At 46.4% G+C, this 19307-nt stretch carries 16 protein-coding genes and 1 tRNA gene; all 17 read left to right on the forward strand.

Annotated elements, in window-relative coordinates:
- Positions 1–650: 650 nt before the first annotated feature.
- Positions 651–1625 carry a DUF4382 domain-containing protein gene (locus tag EYQ95_RS23945; protein WP_111915304.1) on the forward strand — a complete coding sequence of 325 codons (975 nt, stop codon included), beginning with the start codon at positions 651–653 and terminating at the stop codon, positions 1623–1625.
- A 26-nt stretch (positions 1626–1651) separates the two neighbouring features.
- Entirely contained in the window at positions 1652–2383 is a 732-nt protein-coding gene (locus tag EYQ95_RS23950; protein WP_165831964.1) for a glycerophosphodiester phosphodiesterase family protein, read from the forward strand.
- 8 nt (positions 2384–2391) lie between these two features.
- Positions 2392–2910: a hypothetical protein gene (locus tag EYQ95_RS23955; RefSeq protein WP_111915302.1), complete on the forward strand. Its 519-nt coding sequence runs from the start codon at positions 2392–2394 to the stop codon at positions 2908–2910.
- Positions 2911–3065: 155 nt separating this feature from the next.
- A tRNA-Trp gene (locus EYQ95_RS23960) sits at positions 3066–3142 on the forward strand.
- A gap of 64 nt (positions 3143–3206) precedes the next feature.
- Entirely contained in the window at positions 3207–3584 is a 378-nt protein-coding gene (gene secE, locus EYQ95_RS23965; RefSeq protein ID WP_111915301.1) for a preprotein translocase subunit SecE, read from the forward strand.
- Between the two features lie 19 nt (positions 3585–3603).
- The gene (gene nusG / locus EYQ95_RS23970) at positions 3604–4149 is read left to right on the forward strand and encodes a transcription termination/antitermination protein NusG (protein ID WP_111915300.1); all 546 of its coding nucleotides are present in this window, start codon (positions 3604–3606) and stop codon (positions 4147–4149) included.
- A gap of 116 nt (positions 4150–4265) precedes the next feature.
- The gene (gene rplK / locus EYQ95_RS23975) at positions 4266–4694 is read left to right on the forward strand and encodes a 50S ribosomal protein L11 (RefSeq protein ID WP_111915299.1); all 429 of its coding nucleotides are present in this window, start codon (positions 4266–4268) and stop codon (positions 4692–4694) included.
- Between the two features lie 3 nt (positions 4695–4697).
- Positions 4698–5399 carry a 50S ribosomal protein L1 gene (gene rplA, locus EYQ95_RS23980; RefSeq protein ID WP_111915298.1) on the forward strand — a complete coding sequence of 234 codons (702 nt, stop codon included), beginning with the start codon at positions 4698–4700 and terminating at the stop codon, positions 5397–5399.
- 275 nt (positions 5400–5674) lie between these two features.
- Complete coding sequence (gene rplJ, locus EYQ95_RS23985; RefSeq protein WP_111915297.1) at positions 5675–6193, forward strand: 50S ribosomal protein L10; 519 nt, start codon at positions 5675–5677, stop codon at positions 6191–6193.
- A 49-nt stretch (positions 6194–6242) separates the two neighbouring features.
- A complete protein-coding gene (rplL, locus tag EYQ95_RS23990) occupies positions 6243–6623 on the forward strand; it encodes a 50S ribosomal protein L7/L12 (RefSeq protein WP_111915296.1) in 381 nt (126 codons plus the stop codon).
- Between the two features lie 208 nt (positions 6624–6831).
- Positions 6832–10860, forward strand: coding sequence for a DNA-directed RNA polymerase subunit beta (gene rpoB / locus EYQ95_RS23995; RefSeq protein WP_111915295.1), 4029 nt, complete (start codon positions 6832–6834; stop codon positions 10858–10860).
- A gap of 63 nt (positions 10861–10923) precedes the next feature.
- On the forward strand, positions 10924–15150 hold the full coding sequence (rpoC, locus tag EYQ95_RS24000) for a DNA-directed RNA polymerase subunit beta' (protein WP_111915294.1): 4227 nt from the start codon (positions 10924–10926) through the stop codon (positions 15148–15150).
- A 174-nt stretch (positions 15151–15324) separates the two neighbouring features.
- Positions 15325–15765: a hypothetical protein gene (locus EYQ95_RS24005; RefSeq protein ID WP_111915293.1), complete on the forward strand. Its 441-nt coding sequence runs from the start codon at positions 15325–15327 to the stop codon at positions 15763–15765.
- 264 nt (positions 15766–16029) lie between these two features.
- Complete coding sequence (gene rpsL / locus EYQ95_RS24010; RefSeq protein WP_111915292.1) at positions 16030–16404, forward strand: 30S ribosomal protein S12; 375 nt, start codon at positions 16030–16032, stop codon at positions 16402–16404.
- A 75-nt stretch (positions 16405–16479) separates the two neighbouring features.
- Positions 16480–16950, forward strand: a complete 471-nt coding sequence (gene rpsG, locus EYQ95_RS24015) for a 30S ribosomal protein S7 (RefSeq protein WP_111915291.1) — start codon at positions 16480–16482, stop codon at positions 16948–16950.
- A 27-nt stretch (positions 16951–16977) separates the two neighbouring features.
- On the forward strand, positions 16978–19116 hold the full coding sequence (fusA, locus tag EYQ95_RS24020; RefSeq protein ID WP_111915290.1) for an elongation factor G: 2139 nt from the start codon (positions 16978–16980) through the stop codon (positions 19114–19116).
- A 60-nt stretch (positions 19117–19176) separates the two neighbouring features.
- Positions 19177–19307, forward strand: a 131-nt coding sequence (locus EYQ95_RS24025; protein ID WP_243699891.1) for a GTP-binding protein, incomplete at its 3' end; no start/stop codon positions are given.

A 19307-nucleotide genomic window follows, 5' to 3' on the forward strand; every position in this document is an offset into this window, starting at 1 on the left:
TACAGTAGGTGCTGGCGTAGTATCTAAGATTGTAGACTAATCTAGAGCTAGCAAGCTGAATTGAAAAGCCCGCTTCGTGCGGGCTTTTTTGTATTTGGAGGCCAGCTTCACGGTTTGCGGGTAGGGTTAAAACCGGAAAGAGCGAGTACATCTCGCTCAGGTTTTAACGTGAGGCATGGAGGCCGAGCCGGAGCGATGCTACATGGACGTATTTGCCTCTATGTTCAGCCGGAGGCCGTACAGTAGGTGCTGGCGTAGTATCTAAGATTGTAGACTAATCTAGAGCTAGCAAGCTGAATTGAAAAGCCCGCTTCGAGCGGGCTTTTTTGTACGCAAAAGAAGATGGGGTCAGAGCACTAGGTGCTCTGACCCCATTTGTTTTTTAGGAAAAGGTTGTTATAAACAATAGATTAAGAGGTAAACTCAGCTTCAACAGGGGGATTGCGCGGAGCCTCTTAGAATTTCTCTGAAACCCCCAAAGCCTATGGCTTAGAGCGATATTGAAGACGGGGTCAGAGCACTGAGTGCTCTGACCCCATTGTGCACTGAGTGCTCTGACCCCATTGTGCAATATTTCTGTAAAGCGGCTGAATATTAGCGGATAATATTCTACACTCTGGGTACATAAATTAGTGTAGCTAGGAGTATTTATGAACAATTCAGTACTAACCAAAGCAATACTTGCACCTGCTTTTCTGGTGTTGGGCGTAGCCGGTTGTGGCTCCGACAGTTCTTCAAACAGCGGACCAGCTGTCTTCAGTCTTGGAGTGAGTGATGCTCCTGTAGAAAACGCAAACAAAGTAGTTGTGTGCTTTTCAGGTATTGAACTTGTGGGTAACGGCGACCCGGTAACTATGAATGTAGGTGACGAAGGTGTCGTTGGTCCTAACGACATGTGTACCGACAATACTGGAAATGTTATTCCAAATACGCACGGGTTTGATTTGCTAACCCTGCAAGGTGCGAATTCGAGCGACTTCATCGAAGGCGTTGAAGTTGAGCCAGGTGAGTACGGGCAATTTCGCTTAAATATCGCTGACAATGGTAGTTACGTAGAAACTATCGGAGGCGAGACAGTTTCGTTACGCGTTCCTTCCAACCAACTACGTCTTGATGGTTTAACGCTGACGGCGAACCAAACTTTTAACTACACCTTAGAATTTGAACTTAGACAGGCTCTTGTTGCGCCTCCAGGTCTTGGCCAATACCAATTGAAGCCGCGAGGTGTTCGTTTGGTGGATAATGCCGAAACCGGTAATATCAATGGTCGATTAGACGAAGCGCTGTTGACCAACAACGAGTGTACGGTAGCCCCTGAAGACGCATCTGTTCCTGTAGCGTCGGTGTACTTTTATGAAGGCGCAGGTGTTGCAGTTGAAGACATGCAAGACAACCAAGACAACGAGTCAGATCCTTATGCGAGTGTAGCGGTGTATTATGACGGAGCTATGGAATACCCATTTGAAATTGGTTTCGTAGCTGCTGGCCCTTATACGCTGGGCTTAACATGTGACACGGAAGACGACCCAACCGCAGAAGACACATTGAACTTTATTCACACACAAGATATCGAAGTCATTGCCGGCGATACATTAGAACTTCTCGTCGAAGAAACAGAAGAATAATTCGTCGCTAAAGAGGAGATATCGACGTGACCACATGGATTAGCCATCGTGGGTACTGTGAGTCAACTACGGAAAATACGGCCGAATCGTTTAGGGCAGCGCTAGAGCATGGTTTCACTCATTTGGAAACCGACCTGCGCTGCTCAAGCGACGGCCATATTGTTTTGTGTCACGACCCAGATTTGGGTCGGATTGCTCGCCATTTCGTACCTATTCATCTGATGTCTAGAGCTGAATTACAACGAGTGGAGCTACCGAACGGACAACGCTTGCTGTTTTTTGATGAGTTCTTCGAGGAGTTCTCAAAGTTCGACTGGATTCTGGATATAAAGCCGGAAAACGCGGCGCAAACGATTACTAAACTGCATGCACTGACTTCTGACGATAGCGTTAAGAACTTTCTGGAAAAGCACGCAAGATTTTTGTGTTGGAACGCTCAGCATGAAGATATTCTTGCTGCCCGTATTCCCAAGGCTAAGTTTATGGCCCGTGACAAAGCTTGCTACCGAGCGGGAACGGCAGCACTTTTCGGGTTACCCGGATTAGGCAGTATCCAACGAAACCAAACCTACGCTGTTCCGCCTGTGTTGAAAGGTGTTCCGATATTAAATAAAGGCGTAGTGTCGAGATTTCATGATCAGGGTGCTAAAGTTATTGGGTATTTGCCTGAAACGAAGAGGCAACATGAGCAGGCTTTGAAGGCGGGTGTAGACGAACTGTTAACGAACCACGCTCATTTTAAACCCGCATTTGATTAGGAACAGTAATGGCGAAACCATTTTTATTATTGTCAGCGGTACTGGTATTAAATGGCTTGGTATCGCAAAAGGCTGAAGCTGACGAGTTTGATTGGACAGACTTAAAGTTCGCAGCAGGCGTTGGGGTGAATTATACTGGAATTGGCGCTTCCGCTGGATACACATTCGATAACACTTATTTGAGTGCCTCCTCAGGTATTATGAGTAATACCGACCGTTACGGGGAACTGTTCGGAGTAGGCGTGTCTTATCAAAGAACCGACCTTTTACAACAGCTATTAGATGTGAGTAATAAACACGCCTTAGGGTTATATGCGGGAAGCTTAGGAAGTGAGGTTACCACCCGCTTAAGAAATGGAAGTACATACTGGCGCGCTGACTCCATGCTAGGTTTGGCCGCTACCTACAACTACTTTTTCAATGGCATTGAACAGTCAGGCTTTCATGTTGGTTTCTTTACCGGCTACAGCTTTAGTGACGTTGAAAATACCAGCACAACCGGTGTGCAAATAGGTTATCGATTCTAAGCGAATTTCCTCCCAACCTGCGCTTGCTTTTACCGAGTCTATCGGTATAATGACGCGTCCATTCTGGTCACTTCCCTTTACTTTCCCTTGCATGCCAACGCATGTTTTGAAACGCACAAGGTTAGTGTATCGCATGAATGGATGTAGTTTGTTTTAGGGGTGTAGTTCCAATTGGTAGAACAGCGGTCTCCAAAACCGACGGTTGGGGGTTCGAATCCCTCCACCCCTGCCAGAATTTTTAGGTGTGTGCGTAGCGTACGCACTTTCAACGCAAAGATGTGCAGGATTTTGAAAACATGAGTGCAAACACTGAGAGTCAATCAAACCCAATGGATATCGTAAAATGGGTGCTCGCCATCGCGCTTTTAGCTGCTGCGGTTGTTGGTAATTCTTACTATGGCGAAGTTTCTGTTGTATTCCGTGCGCTAGGCGTTATTGCATTAGTAGCGGCAGCGGCGTTCTTCGCTGCAACAACAGCTCGTGGTAAACAGTTCTTAGGTTTTGCAAAAGAAAGTCGCACTGAAGTACGCAAGGTTGTTTGGCCTTCGCGTAAAGAAGCCACCAATACAACACTTATCGTGTTAGCGGCTACATTGGTAGTTGCTCTTATACTTTGGGGCTTAGACGGTATTCTTGTACGCGTTGTTGGCTTTGCAACAGGCGTTTCGGTTTAATTAGGCTGGGAGAGCAATTATGGCAGAACAAGCAAAAAAACGTTGGTACGTAGTTCAAGCTTTCTCAGGCTATGAAGGTCGTGTTTCTAAAATTCTACAAGAGCAAGTAAAGCTTCACGGTATGGAAGACCGTTTCGGTCAAATTCTTGTGCCTACTGAAGAAGTTGTAGAAATGCGCGGTACGCAAAAACGTAAAAGTGAGCGCAAGTTCTTCCCAGGTTACGTGCTTGTTGAAATGGCTATGGACGATGAAACATGGCACTTAGTAAAAAGCACGCCTCGCGTTCTTGGCTTTATTGGTGGAACAGCAGAGCGTCCAGCTCCAATTTCACAAAAAGAAGCTGATGCGATTCTTAACCGCCTTACTGAGTCTGCAGACAAACCACGTCCGAAAACATTGTTCGAACCAGGTGAAATGGTTCGTGTTATCGACGGTCCGTTCGCAGATTTCAACGGTACAGTTGAAGAAGTCGATTACGAAAAAAGCCGCATGAAAGTGTCGGTATCTATTTTTGGTCGTTCAACGCCAGTCGATTTGGATTTCAGTCAAGTCGAAAAAGGTTGATCACGCTGGCGGATTCCTATACAATCCGCCTCCGTTTTTTGGAATTTGGGTAGCCGTTTGAGTATGTCTCCTCTTGGTATACGAGGCGTTTAACCCTAAAAACAGAGGTTTATATCATGGCAAAGAAAGTTTCCGCCATCATTAAGCTGCAAGTAGCAGCTGGTGCGGCAAACCCTTCACCACCGGTTGGTCCTGCTCTAGGTCAGCACGGTGTGAACATCATGGAGTTCTGTAAAGCGTTCAACGCACAAACAGACAGCCTAGAAAAAGGCGCTCCGGTTCCAGTTGAAATTACTGTCTTTGAAGACCGTTCTTTCACGTTCATTACTAAGACTCCTCCAGCGTCTTTCTTGTTGAAAAAAGCTGCAGGTATCAAGAGCGGATCTGGCCGTCCTAACACTGAAAAAGTGGGTACTGTGACGCGCGCTCAACTGGAAGAAATCGCGAAGACCAAAGAACCAGACTTAACTGCTGCTGATATGGACGCTGCTGTGCGTACAATCGCCGGTTCTGCTCGTTCAATGGGCTTGAAGGTAGAGGGGTAAGTCATGGCACGTTTAACTAAGCGTATGAAAGCAATCCGCGAAGCGATCGATAGTACTCGTGACTACGACGTAACTGAAGCGATTGGCTTATTGAAAAAATTAGCGACTGCTAAATTCACTGAAAGCGTAGACGTTGCAGTGAACCTTGGCATCGACGCTCGTAAATCAGATCAAAACGTACGTGGCGCAACTGTTCTACCTAACGGTACAGGACGCGACGTTCGAGTAGCTGTATTCACTTCTGGCGCAAACGTAGATAAAGCAAAAGCTGCGGGCGCTGACTTAGTAGGCATGGAAGACCTTGCTGAACAGGTGAAGAAAGGTGAAATGAATTTTGACGTGGTAATCGCAACTCCAGACGCAATGCGCGTTGTTGGTCAGTTGGGTCAAGTATTAGGTCCTCGTGGTCTTATGCCTAACCCTAAAACTGGTACGGTTACTCCAGACGTTGAAACAGCTGTACAAAACGCGAAAGCTGGTCAGGTACGCTACCGTAACGACAAGAACGGTATCATTCACTGCACCATCGGTCGTGTAGATTTCGAAGATGCGAAATTGAAAGAAAACTTAGAAGCACTTTTGGTTGCATTGAAGAAAGCGAAGCCTTCTTCAGCCAAAGGTACTTACATCAGCCGCGTAAGCCTTTCAACCACTATGGGTGCTGGCGTTCGCGTTGATCAAGGTACTTTAGACGCGCGCGGTTAATCGCGACGTATAAAGCATGGTTTTAGGGTTGGAGTCGCCTCCTCAAGTAGTTGTTGAAGTGGCTCTCATCCAAGACCGCAGGTGTTCATGCCGCGAGGCACGAACTTAATTGCTTCTTCTTTGAGAAGGGCCTGCGCAGATGGTGATATCCGACTCAGACTCTCTGGGTAAGAGATTCACCGTGACAAAGCGGTGAGTAAGCATTATGCGAGCTCACCAAATTGTAACGATAGGGTACGGTTTTTCCGTTTCCCTTAAAAAACGAGGTGATACTAGTGGCACTAGGTTTAGAAGCAAAAAAGCTGATCGTTAAAGAAGTTAACGAAGTAGCTTCAGAAGCTCTATCCGTCGCTGTTGCTGAGTATCGTGGTATGGAAGTAGCGGACATGACCGTACTTCGTGCACAAGCTCGTGAGCAAGGTGTTTACTTAAAAGTTATTCGTAACACTTTGGCGAAGCGCGCTTTACAAGGCACTAAGTTCGAAGACATGGATCCGGCACTAACAGGTCCTCTTGTTTATGGCTTCTCTATTGAAGCACCTGGCGGAGCAGCTCGTCTGTTTAAAGATTTCGCTAAGGAAAACAAGAAACTGCAAGTGACTGCACTTTCTCTCGGCTCTGGCCTACTAGGTCCTGAGAAGTTAGACGCTGTAGCATCACTTCCAACACGCGACGAAGCGTTGGCCAAATTGCTTGCGACATTCAAAGCGCCTGTATCGAAATTTGTTCGTACTATCAACGAAGTACCTACGAAATTCGTTCGCGTTATGTCTGCAATCAAAGACGCCAAATAAGCGACTTAACAATTTATTTTTATTTACTTAAACCCGGGAGTTTAGAGAAATGGCTCTGACTAAAGAAGATATCTTAAACGCGATCGCTGAAATGCCAGTTATGGAATTGGTTGAGTTGATCGAAGCTGCTGAAGAAAAATTCGGTGTTGACGCTTCTGCTGCTGTTGCAGTAGCTGCTGGTCCAGCTGCAGGCGGTGACGCTGGTGCGGCGGAAGAGAAAACTGAATTTGACGTAGTACTTAAAGCTGCTGGCGGTAACAAAGTTGCTGCAATCAAAGCTGTACGCGGCGCAACTGGCCTTGGCTTGAAAGAAGCTAAAGCAATGGTTGAGTCTGCTCCAGTAGCAGTTAAAGAAGGCGTGTCTAAAGACGAAGCCGAAGAACTGAAGAAGCAGCTTGAAGAAGCTGGTGCTGAAGTTGAAGTTAAGTAATACTCTTAACTTGAATTAAGGCCGTAAAAGGCTTTAGGCTGGTGATTTTACAATCACCAGCCTTTTTGCGCTAAAAAGGATAGGTCGGTTTCCTGTGTTCCGACTTCATCTTACAACCGAACACAGGCGGACGGATTGTGACGAAATCTGTTGGCTGCTGCCAAAATATAGGCAGCTTGGGTCAGAAATCAGCTAGCTGAGGAACCCCATGGCGTACTCCTACTCTGAAAAAAAACGTATTCGTAAGGACTTCGGGAAACGTCCCCACGTACTAGAAGTTCCGTATTTGCTCTCAACACAGCTTGACTCATTTAAGAAGTTTATTGAACCAGACGACGAAGGCCAATATGGCTTAGAAGCAGCGTTTAGTTCGGTATTCCCTATTGCAAGCTACTCCGGCAACACCGAGCTGCAATACGTCAGCTATCGCCTTGGAGAGCCTGTTTTTGATGTTAATGAATGTCAAATTCGCGGTGTTACATATTCTGCTCCTTTGCGCGTAACTTTACGTCTTGTTATCTATGACAAAGACGCGCCGGCAGGCACCGTTAAAAACATTAAAGAACAAGAAGTGTACATGGGCGAAATTCCGCTCATGACTGAAAACGGTACCTTTGTTATTAATGGTACAGAGCGTGTTATCGTTTCTCAGCTACACCGCTCACCTGGTGTGTTCTTTGACCACGACCGTGGTAAAACACACTCTTCAGGTAAAGTTTTATATAACGCACGCGTTATCCCTTACCGTGGTTCATGGCTCGACTTCGAGTTTGACCCGAAAGACAACGTATTCGTGCGTATCGATCGCCGTCGTAAATTGCCTGCAACTATTATTTTGCGCGCACTTGAGTTCAACGACGAGCAAATTCTCGAAATGTTCTTCGAAACTACAAAATTCGAAGTACGCCGCGACAAGATCTTCATGGAACTGGTTCCAGAGCGTCTTCGTGGTGAAACTGCATTGTTCGAGATTAAGAGCCCAGACGGTGATGTGATCGTTGAAAAAGGCCGTCGTGTAACGGCGCGTCACATCAAGCAGATAGGCGACTTAAAAATCAAGGAAATGGAAGTACCAGTAGATTACTTGGTCGACAAAGTACTTGCGAAAGATTATGTGAACAAGAAGACAGGTGAAGTTGTAGCGCCTGCGAACAGCTTGCTCACATTAGAGCTACTTGCGGAACTGCGTGAAGCTGGCTTTAAGAAATTTGAAACGTTGTTTGTAAACGACCTAGACCATGGTCCTTACATCAGCGAAACCATGCGTATTGACTCAACTACCAACAAGTTAGAAGCGTTAGTTGAAATTTACCGCATGATGCGTCCGGGCGAGCCGCCAACTAAAGACGCAGCAGAAAGCTTGTTTGAAAACTTGTTCTTCACAGACGACCGCTATGACTTGTCTACAGTAGGTCGCATGAAGTTCAACCGCCGTTTAGGTCGTGACGAACAAACAGGTGCTGGCACATTAGCGAAAGAAGATATCGTTGATGTCATGAAGAAGCTTATCGAAATCCGTAACGGTATCGATGTAGTGGATGACATTGACCACTTGGGTAACCGCCGTATTCGTTCAGTAGGCGAAATGGCAGAGAACCAATTCCGTGTTGGCCTAGTTCGTGTAGAGCGCGCTGTGAAAGAGCGTTTAAGTCAAGGTGACTTAGACAGCATCATGCCGCAAGACCTAATTAACGCGAAGCCTATTTCAGCTGCGGTTAAAGAGTTCTTTGGTTCAAGCCAATTGTCTCAGTTCATGGACCAAAACAACCCGCTTTCAGAAGTTACGCACAAGCGTCGTATTTCTGCATTAGGTCCGGGTGGTTTAACACGTGAGCGTGCAGGCTTCGAAGTACGTGACGTACACCCAACACACTACGGTCGCCTATGTCCGATTGAAACACCGGAAGGTCCGAACATCGGTCTAATCAACTCTTTGTCTACGTTCTCACGTACCAATGAGTATGGTTTCCTAGAAACACCTTATCGTAAGGTTGTTGACGGTGTGGTTACCGACGACGTTGATTATTTGTCTGCGATTGAAGAAGGTAAATTCGCAATCGCACAGGCGAACATCGAATTGAACGACAAAGGCGAGATCGTTGAAGAATTAGTACCTTGTCGTTTCAACAACGAATTCACGTTAATGAACCGTAGCGAAATTCAGTTCATGGACGTTTCACCGCAGCAAATCGTATCGGTTGCAGCGAGCTTGATTCCGTTCCTAGAACACGATGACGCCAACCGTGCATTGATGGGCTCGAACATGCAACGTCAAGCAGTACCAAGCTTGCGCGCAGACAAACCTCTAGTAGGTACGGGTATCGAGCGCACAGTAGCGGTTGACTCAGGTGTAACTGTTGTTGCTAAACGCGGCGGTGTTGTAGATTTCGTTGACGCGGCGCGTATCGTTGTTCGTGTAAATGAAGAAGAAATGGTACCTGGAGAAGCGGGTATCGACATTTACAACCTGACTAAGTACACACGTTCTAACCAGAACACGTGTATTAACCAAATTCCTAACGTTCGCAGTGGCGAGCCAGTGCAACGTGGCGACGTACTTGCAGACGGTCCTTCTACGGACATGGGTGAACTAGCGCTTGGTCAAAACATGCGCGTAGCGTTCATGCCTTGGAATGGTTATAACTTTGAGGATTCAATCCTTATTAGTGAACGCGTAGTTCAAGAAGACCGTTTAACCACGATTCACATTCAAGAGTTAAGCTGTATTGCACGTGACACCAAACTTGGTTCTGAAGAAGTAACTTCAGATATTCCAAACGTGGGTGAGTCTGCATTGAGCAAGCTGGACGAATCTGGTGTTGTTTACATCGGTGCTGAAGTGAATGGCGGCGACATCCTTGTAGGTAAAGTTACACCTAAAGGTGAAACGCAACTTACACCTGAAGAGAAGCTACTACGTGCAATCTTTGGTGAGAAAGCGTCAGACGTTAAAGACAGCTCTTTGCGTGTACCAAATGGTGTAAATGGTACGGTTATCGACGTACAAGTATTTACTCGCGACGGTATCGAGAAAGACAAACGTGCGTTAGACATTGAAGCAATGCAACTTGAGCAAGTTAAGAAAGACTTAACTGACGAGTTCAAGATTCTTGAAGAAGGTATCTTCACTCGTGTTCGTAGCTTGTTGCTTGCAAACGGTTTTGATGAGTCGAAACTTGCTGCACTTGATCGCCCAAAATGGCTAACACAGAACTTGAAGAGCGAAGACGCTCAACAAGATCTTGAGCAACTTGCTGCTCAGCACGCGGACATTCGTGACGACTACGACAAGCGTTATGAAGCGAAGCGTCGCAAAATCACTCAAGGTGATGACCTACAGCCTGGCGTACTGAAAATTGTGAAAGTTTACCTAGCGGTTAAACGTCGCATTCAGCCTGGTGACAAAATGGCAGGTCGTCACGGGAACAAAGGTGTTATCTCTACAATCGTTCCTGTAGAAGATATGCCTTACGACGAAAACGGTGAGCCAGTGGATATCGTATTGAACCCACTAGGTGTACCGTCTCGTATGAACGTCGGTCAGATTCTTGAAACGCACCTTGGTGCAGCTGCTCGCGGTATCGGTCGTAAGATCGAGCACATGCTTGAAGCACAAGAAAAAGTGAAGTCTGTACGTGAGTTCCTACAGAAAGTTTACGACCTCGGAAGTGGTCGTCAGCAAGTTAATATTAAAGATTTCAGCGACGAAGAAGTATTACGTTTAGCTGGAAACTTGAAGAAAGGTCTTCCAATTGCAACGCCAGTATTCGACGGTGCTGTAGAGGAAGAAATTAAAGGCTTGCTAGAGCTAGCAGACCTACCACGTTCAGGTCAGATTACATTGTTTGACGGCCGTACCGGTGACTCTTTCGAGCGTCCAGTTACGGTGGGTTACATGTACATGCTGAAACTGAACCACTTGGTAGACGACAAAATGCATGCTCGTTCAACAGGTTCTTACAGCCTCGTAACGCAACAGCCATTGGGTGGTAAAGCTCAGTTCGGTGGTCAGCGTTTCGGTGAGATGGAAGTTTGGGCACTTGAAGCATACGGCGCAGCGTACACGTTGCAAGAAATGCTGACGGTGAAATCAGACGACGTCAACGGCCGTACGAAGATGTACAAGAACATTGTTGATGGTAACCATCAGATGGATCCAGGTATGCCGGAGTCGTTCAACGTATTGTTGAAAGAAATTCGCTCTCTCGGTATCAATATCGAGCTGGAAGACGATTAAAGACCCCGGGGTAGGAGCCCTGCGGGGCTCCTAGCAAGACTTAACTCCGACAGGAGATGAAACGTGAAAGATTTATTAAAGCTTTTGAAGCCGACAAAAGATGGTGATGAATTTGACCGCATTCGTATTGGTTTGGCGTCTCCAGACCAAATCCGAAGCTGGTCTTTTGGTGAAGTGAAGAAGCCAGAAACCATCAATTACCGTACGTTCAAGCCAGAACGTGACGGTCTTTTCTGTGCGCGTATCTTTGGTCCGGTCAAAGACTACGAGTGCTTGTGTGGTAAATACAAGCGTTTGAAGCATCGTGGTGTGATCTGTGAGAAATGTGGCGTTGAAGTTACATTGACTAAAGTTCGCCGTGAGCGCATGGGTCATATTGAACTCGCAAGCCCGGTTGCACACATTTGGTTCTTGAAGTCATTACCAAGCCGTATCGGTTTGATGATGGACATGACGCTTCGGGATATCGAGCGTATTCTTTACTTCGAATCTTATGTGGTTATAGACGCTGGCCTAACTTCACTAGAAGTTGGTTCATTGTTGTCTGAAGAAGAATACTTAGACGCACTAGAAGAGCACGGCGACGAGTTCGAAGCGAAAATGGGTGCAGAAGCTGTACTTCATTTATTACGTGCTATCGACCTTGAAGCTGAAATCCGCTCTATGCGTGAAGAGTTGCCAGAAACTAACTCTGAAACTAAGCGTAAGAAGATCAGCAAGCGCTTGAAATTGCTTGAGTCATTCCACTTCTCAGGAAACAAACCTGAGTGGATGATCTTGCGCGTATTACCAGTGCTTCCACCAGATTTACGTCCGCTTGTACCACTAGACGGTGGTCGTTTTGCGACCTCTGACTTAAACGACCTATACCGTCGTGTAATCAACCGTAATAACCGTTTGAAGCGTCTACTTGACCTTGCTGCGCCAGACATCATCGTGCGCAACGAAAAACGTATGTTACAAGAAGCGGTTGATGCGTTGCTAGACAACGGTCGTCGTGGTCGTGCAATTACGGGTTCTAACAAGCGTCCATTGAAATCTTTGGCTGACATGATCAAAGGTAAGCAAGGTCGTTTCCGTCAGAACCTACTTGGTAAGCGCGTTGACTACTCTGGCCGTTCTGTAATCACAGTTGGTCCTAAGTTACGCTTACACCAGTGTGGTCTTCCTAAGAAGATGGCACTTGAGCTATTCAAACCATTTATCTACGGCAAGCTAGAAGGACGCGGTTTAGCGACCACCATTAAAGCTGCGAAGAAAATGGTAGAGCGTGAAACTGCTGAAGTTTGGGATATCCTAGACGAAGTAATTCGCGAACACCCAGTACTACTAAACCGTGCACCAACACTTCACCGTTTGGGTATCCAAGCGTTTGAACCGGTGCTTATCGAAGGTAAAGCGATTCAGTTGCACCCACTAGTGTGTGCGGCATATAACGCCGACTTCGACGGTGACCAAATGGCTGTTCACGTTCCATTAACGCTTGAAGCGCAAATGGAAGCACGTGCGTTGATGATGTCAACGAACAACATTCTTTCACCAGCAAGTGGTGAGCCAATTATCGTTCCTTCACAAGACGTTGTCTTGGGTGTGTACTACATGACACGCGAGAAGGTAAACGGAAAAGGCGAGGGCATGGTATTTAAGAGCCCTAAAGAAGCCGAAAAAGCATATCGTGCTGGCCAGGCAGAGCTTCACTCACGCGTGAAGGTGCGTATTAACGACTCTCGCCTAGACGAAGAAGGTAACTTGGTTCGCGAAACGCATATCGTTGAAACAACGGTAGGTCGCGCAATCTTCTCTTTAATCATGCCTGAAGGCATGCCTTTCGAGTTGATTAACCAAGATATGGGTAAAAAGCAGATTTCACGTTTGTTGAACCGCTGTTACCGCGACTGTGGCTTGAAGCCAACAGTTATCTTCGCTGACCAATTGATGTACACCGGTTTCCATTTCGCAATGATTTCAGGTGCTTCTGTTGGTATCAACGACATGGAAATCCCAGCAGCGAAAGCAGAAATCATCGAAGACGCAGAAAACCAAGTTGCTGAAATTCAAGAACAGTTTGAGCAAGGCTTGGTAACTGCGGGCGAGAAATACAACAAAGTTATCGATATCTGGTCTACAGCGAACGAAAAAGTTTCTAAGGCCATGATGGAGAACCTGTCGAAAGAAACTGTAGTGAATGCGAAGGGCGAGCAAGAAGAGCAAAAAGCATTTAACTCAGTATTCATGATGGCGGACTCTGGAGCGCGTGGTTCACCTGCACAGATTCGTCAGCTAGCGGGTATGCGTGGTTTGATGGCTAAGCCAGACGGCTCAATCATCGAAACCCCAATCGTTGCGAACTTCCGTGAAGGTTTGAACGTACTTCAGTACTTCATCTCTACGCACGGTGCGCGTAAAGGTTTGGCGGATACCGCATTGAAGACAGCGAACTCAGGTTACCTAACACGTCGTCTAGTAGACGTTGCTCAAGATTTAGTTGTGAGCGAGTCTGACTGTGGCACGTTCGATGGGTTGTCAGTGAAGCCATTGATTGAAGGTGGTGACGTTGTAGAACCATTACGTGAGCGTGTTCTCGGACGTGTTGTTTGTGAAGACGTGATGAAGCCAGGTACTGAAGAAGTATTGGTTGCACGTAACACAATGCTTGACGAAAAATGGTGTGACGTTCTTGAAGAGAACTCAGTGGACGAAGTTAAAGTTCGTTCTGTAATTACCTGTGAGTCTCTACATGGTGTGTGTTCACACTGTTATGGCCGTGACCTTGCACGCGGACACTTAGTGAACGACGGTGAGTCGGTAGGTGTTATTGCTGCACAGTCAATCGGTGAACCAGGTACACAGTTAACGATGCGTACGTTCCACATCGGTGGTGCGGCATCTCGTGCGTCAGCTGAAAATAGTGTTCAAGTGAAAAACGCGGGTAGCATCAAGCTACATAACGCGAAGCACGTTGAAAACTCAGACAAGCACTTAGTCATTACTTCACGTTCAGCAGAGCTAACGCTTATTGACCAACACGGTGCAGAGCGCGAGCGCTACAAAGTGCCTTACGGTGCGGTGTTGAAGAAGCGTGATGAAGCTGAAGTAGAAGCTGGCGAAATCGTAGCGAACTGGGACCCGCATACACACCCAATCATTACCGAAGTAAAAGGTAAGATTAAATTTGTCGACATGATCGACGGTGTGACCATGCGTACACAAACGGACGAACTAACAGGCTTAACCAGCGTAGTTGTTCTAGAAACTGGTGAACGTACCAGTGCTGGTAAAGACATGCGTCCGGCTGTAAAACTTGTTGATGGTAAAGGTAAGGACGTAAACATCGCTGGAACAGATATGCCAGCGCAGTACTTCCTACCTGGTGGTGCAATCGTATCTCTTGGTGACGGTGAAGCGGTTAACGTGGGTGACACGTTGGCACGTATCCCTCAAGAAGGTTCGAAAACACGCGACATCACGGGTGGTCTACCACGTGTTGCTGACTTATTCGAAGCGCGTAAGCCGAAAGAACCTGCAATTCTTGCAGAAGAAACCGGTACGATTACCTTCGGTAAAGAAACTAAAGGTAAGCGCCGCTTAATCATCACTAAAGGTGATGGCGAGCAGTACGAAGAGATGATTCCGAAGTGGCGTCAACTTAACGTGTTCGAAGGTGAACAGGTTGCCAAAGGTGAAGTTATTGCCGACGGTCCTGAAGCACCTCACGACATCTTGCGTCTACGTGGTGTGTCTGCTGTAGCAAACTACATCACTAACGAAGTGCAAGAAGTTTACCGCTTACAGGGTGTAAAAATTAACGATAAGCACATCGAAGTCATCGTACGTCAGATGTTGCGTAAGGTAATTATTATGAGCCCGGGCGACTCTCAGTTGCTTGAAGGTGAACAGGTTGAGTACTCAGACGTAATTGAAGTAAACCGTGCGCTAGAAACTGCTGGCAAAATGCCTGCTACATTCGAGCGTCAGTTACTAGGTATTACCAAAGCGTCACTTTCAACTGAGTCGTTCATTTCTGCGGCGTCGTTCCAAGAAACAACGCGCGTACTGACAGAAGCTGCGGTACAAGGAAAAGAAGACAACTTACGTGGTCTGAAAGAGAACGTTATCGTAGGTCGTTTGATTCCTGCAGGTACAGGTTATGCTTACCACCAAGAGCGTTTGCGCAAGCGTCGCGAAACTATGGTCGAGCAAACCGTAACTGCCGAAGAAGCTTCCCAGCAGCTATCTGAAGAACTAAGCAGAAGCGAAGGTTCAGACGAAAGCGAAGCGCAAGACGATTAAGCAATTCATATTGCGAACAAAAACCCAGCCTCGGCTGGGTTTTTTATTGCCTAAATAAATATCGACTGCTAGCCTGATACAAGTTGTATAAAAAATAACCACAAATTTTCTAAAGAAAAAAGAAAAAAGAAAAAGGAAAAAGGAAAAAGGAAAAAGGAAAAAGGAAAAAGGAAAATGAAATTTTTAAAATCTTTAATATTTGTTTCACTCGTTATTTCAACTTTTATTCTCTCCTCGCCCGCTGAAGCTAATCCAACTCGTAGTGTATTGTCTGCTGAGCAATTGGAGTGTCAGTTGAATTGCACGGAAATCGTGAGAGTTGGACATCAATATTTGGTCGTTGCCCTAAACCATAGGGGTGAGATATTTTTCGTAGAACCAGTTGATATTCCTCGCAATGCGAGAAAAATTGAGGACTCCGCTTACGGCCAAACGGATCACTTGATGACTGCATCATCAGGAGCAGGCACCGTAGATGTGAGTACCGAAACTTATGTAACTTCCACTGAGATTGTAGTTGTTACAACTATCATTTTTTATAATGCCGATGGCGAAATTATCGATGTTCAGGTCAGTACCCACAGAACCTCGCTCGATGATCGGATAGAAGAGTAATCTAATAAAACCTCTCAGCGTTGAGTTACAAGCTTTATTGCCAAGCCTTGTAACTCAACGCATAGATCGCCGTTACGCCTTGACAGTCCATTTAATGACCTATAAAATTCGCCCTCCCCAAGTAGGGGAAACAGTTTGTTTTAGGTCACGATTTAGCGACTGAGACCATAAAACACGCATAAACATTGAAGTGGCGCTTGATGGGGAAACTCATGAAAGTGCCGCTCTTTTGTTGCAATTATTGATGTTAAAAGTGGAGAAACCATGGCAACAGTTAACCAATTAGTGCGTAAGCCACGCAAAAAGCCGGTGGAGAAAAGTTCTGTCCCCGCGCTTCAGGCTTGCCCACAACGTCGTGGTGTTTGTACTCGTGTGTACACCACCACTCCTAAGAAACCAAACTCAGCACTTCGTAAAGTTTGCCGTGTTCGTTTAACGAACGGCTACGAAGTAACTTCATACATCGGCGGTGAAGGCCATAACTTGCAAGAGCACAGTGTGGTACTTATCCGTGGCGGTCGTGTAAAAGACTTGCCAGGTGTTCGTTATCACACGGTTCGCGGCGCACTTGACTGTGCAGGCGTAAATGACCGTAGACAAGGCCGTTCTAAATACGGCGCGAAACGGCCTAAATCTTAACGGTTCTCCGTTCTAGTAAGGCCAAACTGAATTATAACGTTTTGGGTAATACCCTGAAGATATCGGAGAAATCTAATGCCTAGAAGACGCGTCATAGGTCAACGTAAAATCCTTCCAGATCCTAAGTTCGGATCAGAGTTGTTGGCTAAGTTCATCAACGTTGTCATGGTTGATGGTAAAAAATCAGTCGCTGAAAAAATCGTTTACGGTGCTTTAGACATCGTGGCCGAGAAAGCAGGAAAAGAGCACCTCGAAGTATTCGAGGACGCACTAGACAACATCCGTCCTGCGGTAGAGGTTAAATCTCGCCGTGTGGGTGGTTCTACATATCAAGTACCAGTAGAAGTACGTCCTGTACGTCGTAACACGCTAGCAATGCGCTGGATGGTAGACGCTGCACGTACTCGTGGTGAAAAATCAATGGCTGGCCGTTTGGCTGGCGAAATGCTTGACGCTTCACAGAACAAAGGTTCTGCAGTTAAGAAGCGTGAAGATGTTCACCGCATGGCTGACGCGAACAAAGCGTTTGCACACTACCGCTGGTAATCACGCTCTAACTAAGAGGATTGTATTGTGGCAAGAAAAACTTCGATTGAGCGTTACCGTAATATCGGTATCTGTGCTCACGTAGACGCAGGTAAAACAACCACGACTGAGCGTGTATTGTTCTACACTGGTATCTCTCACAAAATTGGTGAGGTACACGACGGTGCAGCAACAATGGACTGGATGGAGCAGGAACAAGAGCGTGGTATCACCATCACGTCTGCTGCTACTACATGTTTCTGGTCTGGTATGGCTCAGCAATTCCCTGAGCACCGCATCAACATCATCGACACCCCTGGTCACGTTGACTTTACTGTAGAAGTAGAGCGTTCACTACGTGTACTTGACGGTGCGGTAGTTGTACTTTGTGCATCATCTGGTGTTCAGCCGCAAACTGAAACAGTTTGGCGTCAGGCGAACAAATACGAAGTACCTCGCATGGTATTCGTAAACAAGATGGACCGCATGGGTGCGGACTTCATGAGCGTTGTTAACCAAATGAAAACGCGCTTGGCAGCTAACCCTGTACCTCTTCAGATTCCAATCGGAGCTGAAGACGACTACAAAGGGCTTGTTGACCTTGTAAAAATGAAGGCAATCAACTGGAACGAAGAAGACCAAGGTACTACGTTTACCCTTGACGAAATTCCAGCTGACCTTGTAGACGAAGCTGAAGAACTTCATTCAGAACTAGTGGAAGCTGCTGCTGAAGCTACTGAAGAGCTTATGAACAAATACCTTGAAGAAGGTGAGCTCACTGAAGAAGAGATCAAAGAAGGCTTACGTATTCGTACCCTAGGTAACGAAATCGTACCTGTTCTTTGTGGTTCTGCATTTAAGAACAAAGGTGTTCAGGCTGTATTGGACGCAGTTATCGACTACTTACCATCTCCTACGGAAGTTAAAGACATCCGTGGTGTTCTTGAGAATGGTGAAGAAGCGAGCTGTGCTTCAGACGACAACGAACCTTTCGCTGCACTAGCATTTAAGATCGCAACTGACCCGTTCGTAGGTACGTTGACGTTCTTCCGTGTTTACTCTGGTGTAGTTAACGCTGGTGATTCTGTATATAACTCTGTTAAGCAGAAGAAAGAGCGTTTTGGTCGTATCGTACAGATGCACTCAAACAACCGTGAAGAACTTAAAGAAGTTCGCGCGGGTGACATCGCAGCAGCTATCGGTCTTAAAGACGTAACTACTGGTGACACGCTATGTGCTCACGAACGTATTATCGTTCTAGAGCGTATGGAATTCCCAGAGCCTGTAATCTCTGTAGCGGTAGAGCCTAAAACTAAGGCTGACCAAGAGAAAATGGGTATCGCGCTTGGTAAATTGGCTGCGGAAGATCCGTCTTTCCGTGTTAAAACTGACGAAGAGTCAGGCCAAACGATCATCTCTGGTATGGGTGAGCTTCACCTAGATATCATCGTTGACCGTATGAAGCGTGAATTTAAAGTTGAATGTAACGTTGGTAAGCCGCAGGTAGCGTACCGTGAAAGCATCCGTCAATCTGTTGAAGTCGAAGGTAAATTCGTACGTCAATCAGGTGGTCGCGGTCAGTACGGTCACGTATGGCTTCGTCTTGAACCTCTAGCCCTTGATCAAGGCGAGAGCGACGATGAAGAAGACGAAGCGCCTACTTACGAGTTCGTAAACGAAATCGTAGGTGGTGTTGTACCAAAAGAGTACATCCCTGCTGTAGACAAAGGTATTCAGGAACAAATGCAGAACGGTGTTCTTGCAGGCTTCCCGGTACTTGGCGTTAAAGCAACGTTGTACGATGGTTCATACCACGATGTTGACTCGAACGAGATGGCGTTTAAAATCGCGGGTAGCATGGGCTTCAAAAAAGGTGCCTTGCAAGCGAAACCAGCAATTCTTGAACCTATCATGCAAGTTGAAGTTATCACTCCTGAAGACTTCATGGGTGATGTAGTTGGTGACTTAAACCGTCGTCGCGGCATGATCGAAGGTATGGAAGACGCTCCAGGTGGTTTGAAAGCTGTAAACGCAATGGTTCCGTTGTCAGAAATGTTTGGCTACGCAACTGACTTGCGCTCTCAAACACAGGGTCGCGCATCTTACTCGATGGAGTTCTTGAAGTATGCAGAAGCTCCGAACAACATCGCAGAAGCAATTATTGCTGCTCGCAGCACTAAAGAATAGTTGAGGTCTGGTCCCGGTCCTTGCGGGCCGGGCTTTTAACTTAAATAGGAAAGTAAAGTCATGGCAAAAGAAAAGTTTGAACGTTCAAAACCGCACGTTAACGTAGGCACAATCGGTCACGTTGACCACGGTAAAACTACTCTAACCGCTGCAATCACAACGGTTTTGGCAAAAACTTATGGTGGTGCTGC

Source organism: Lysobacter sp. N42 (genome assembly GCF_004344885.1).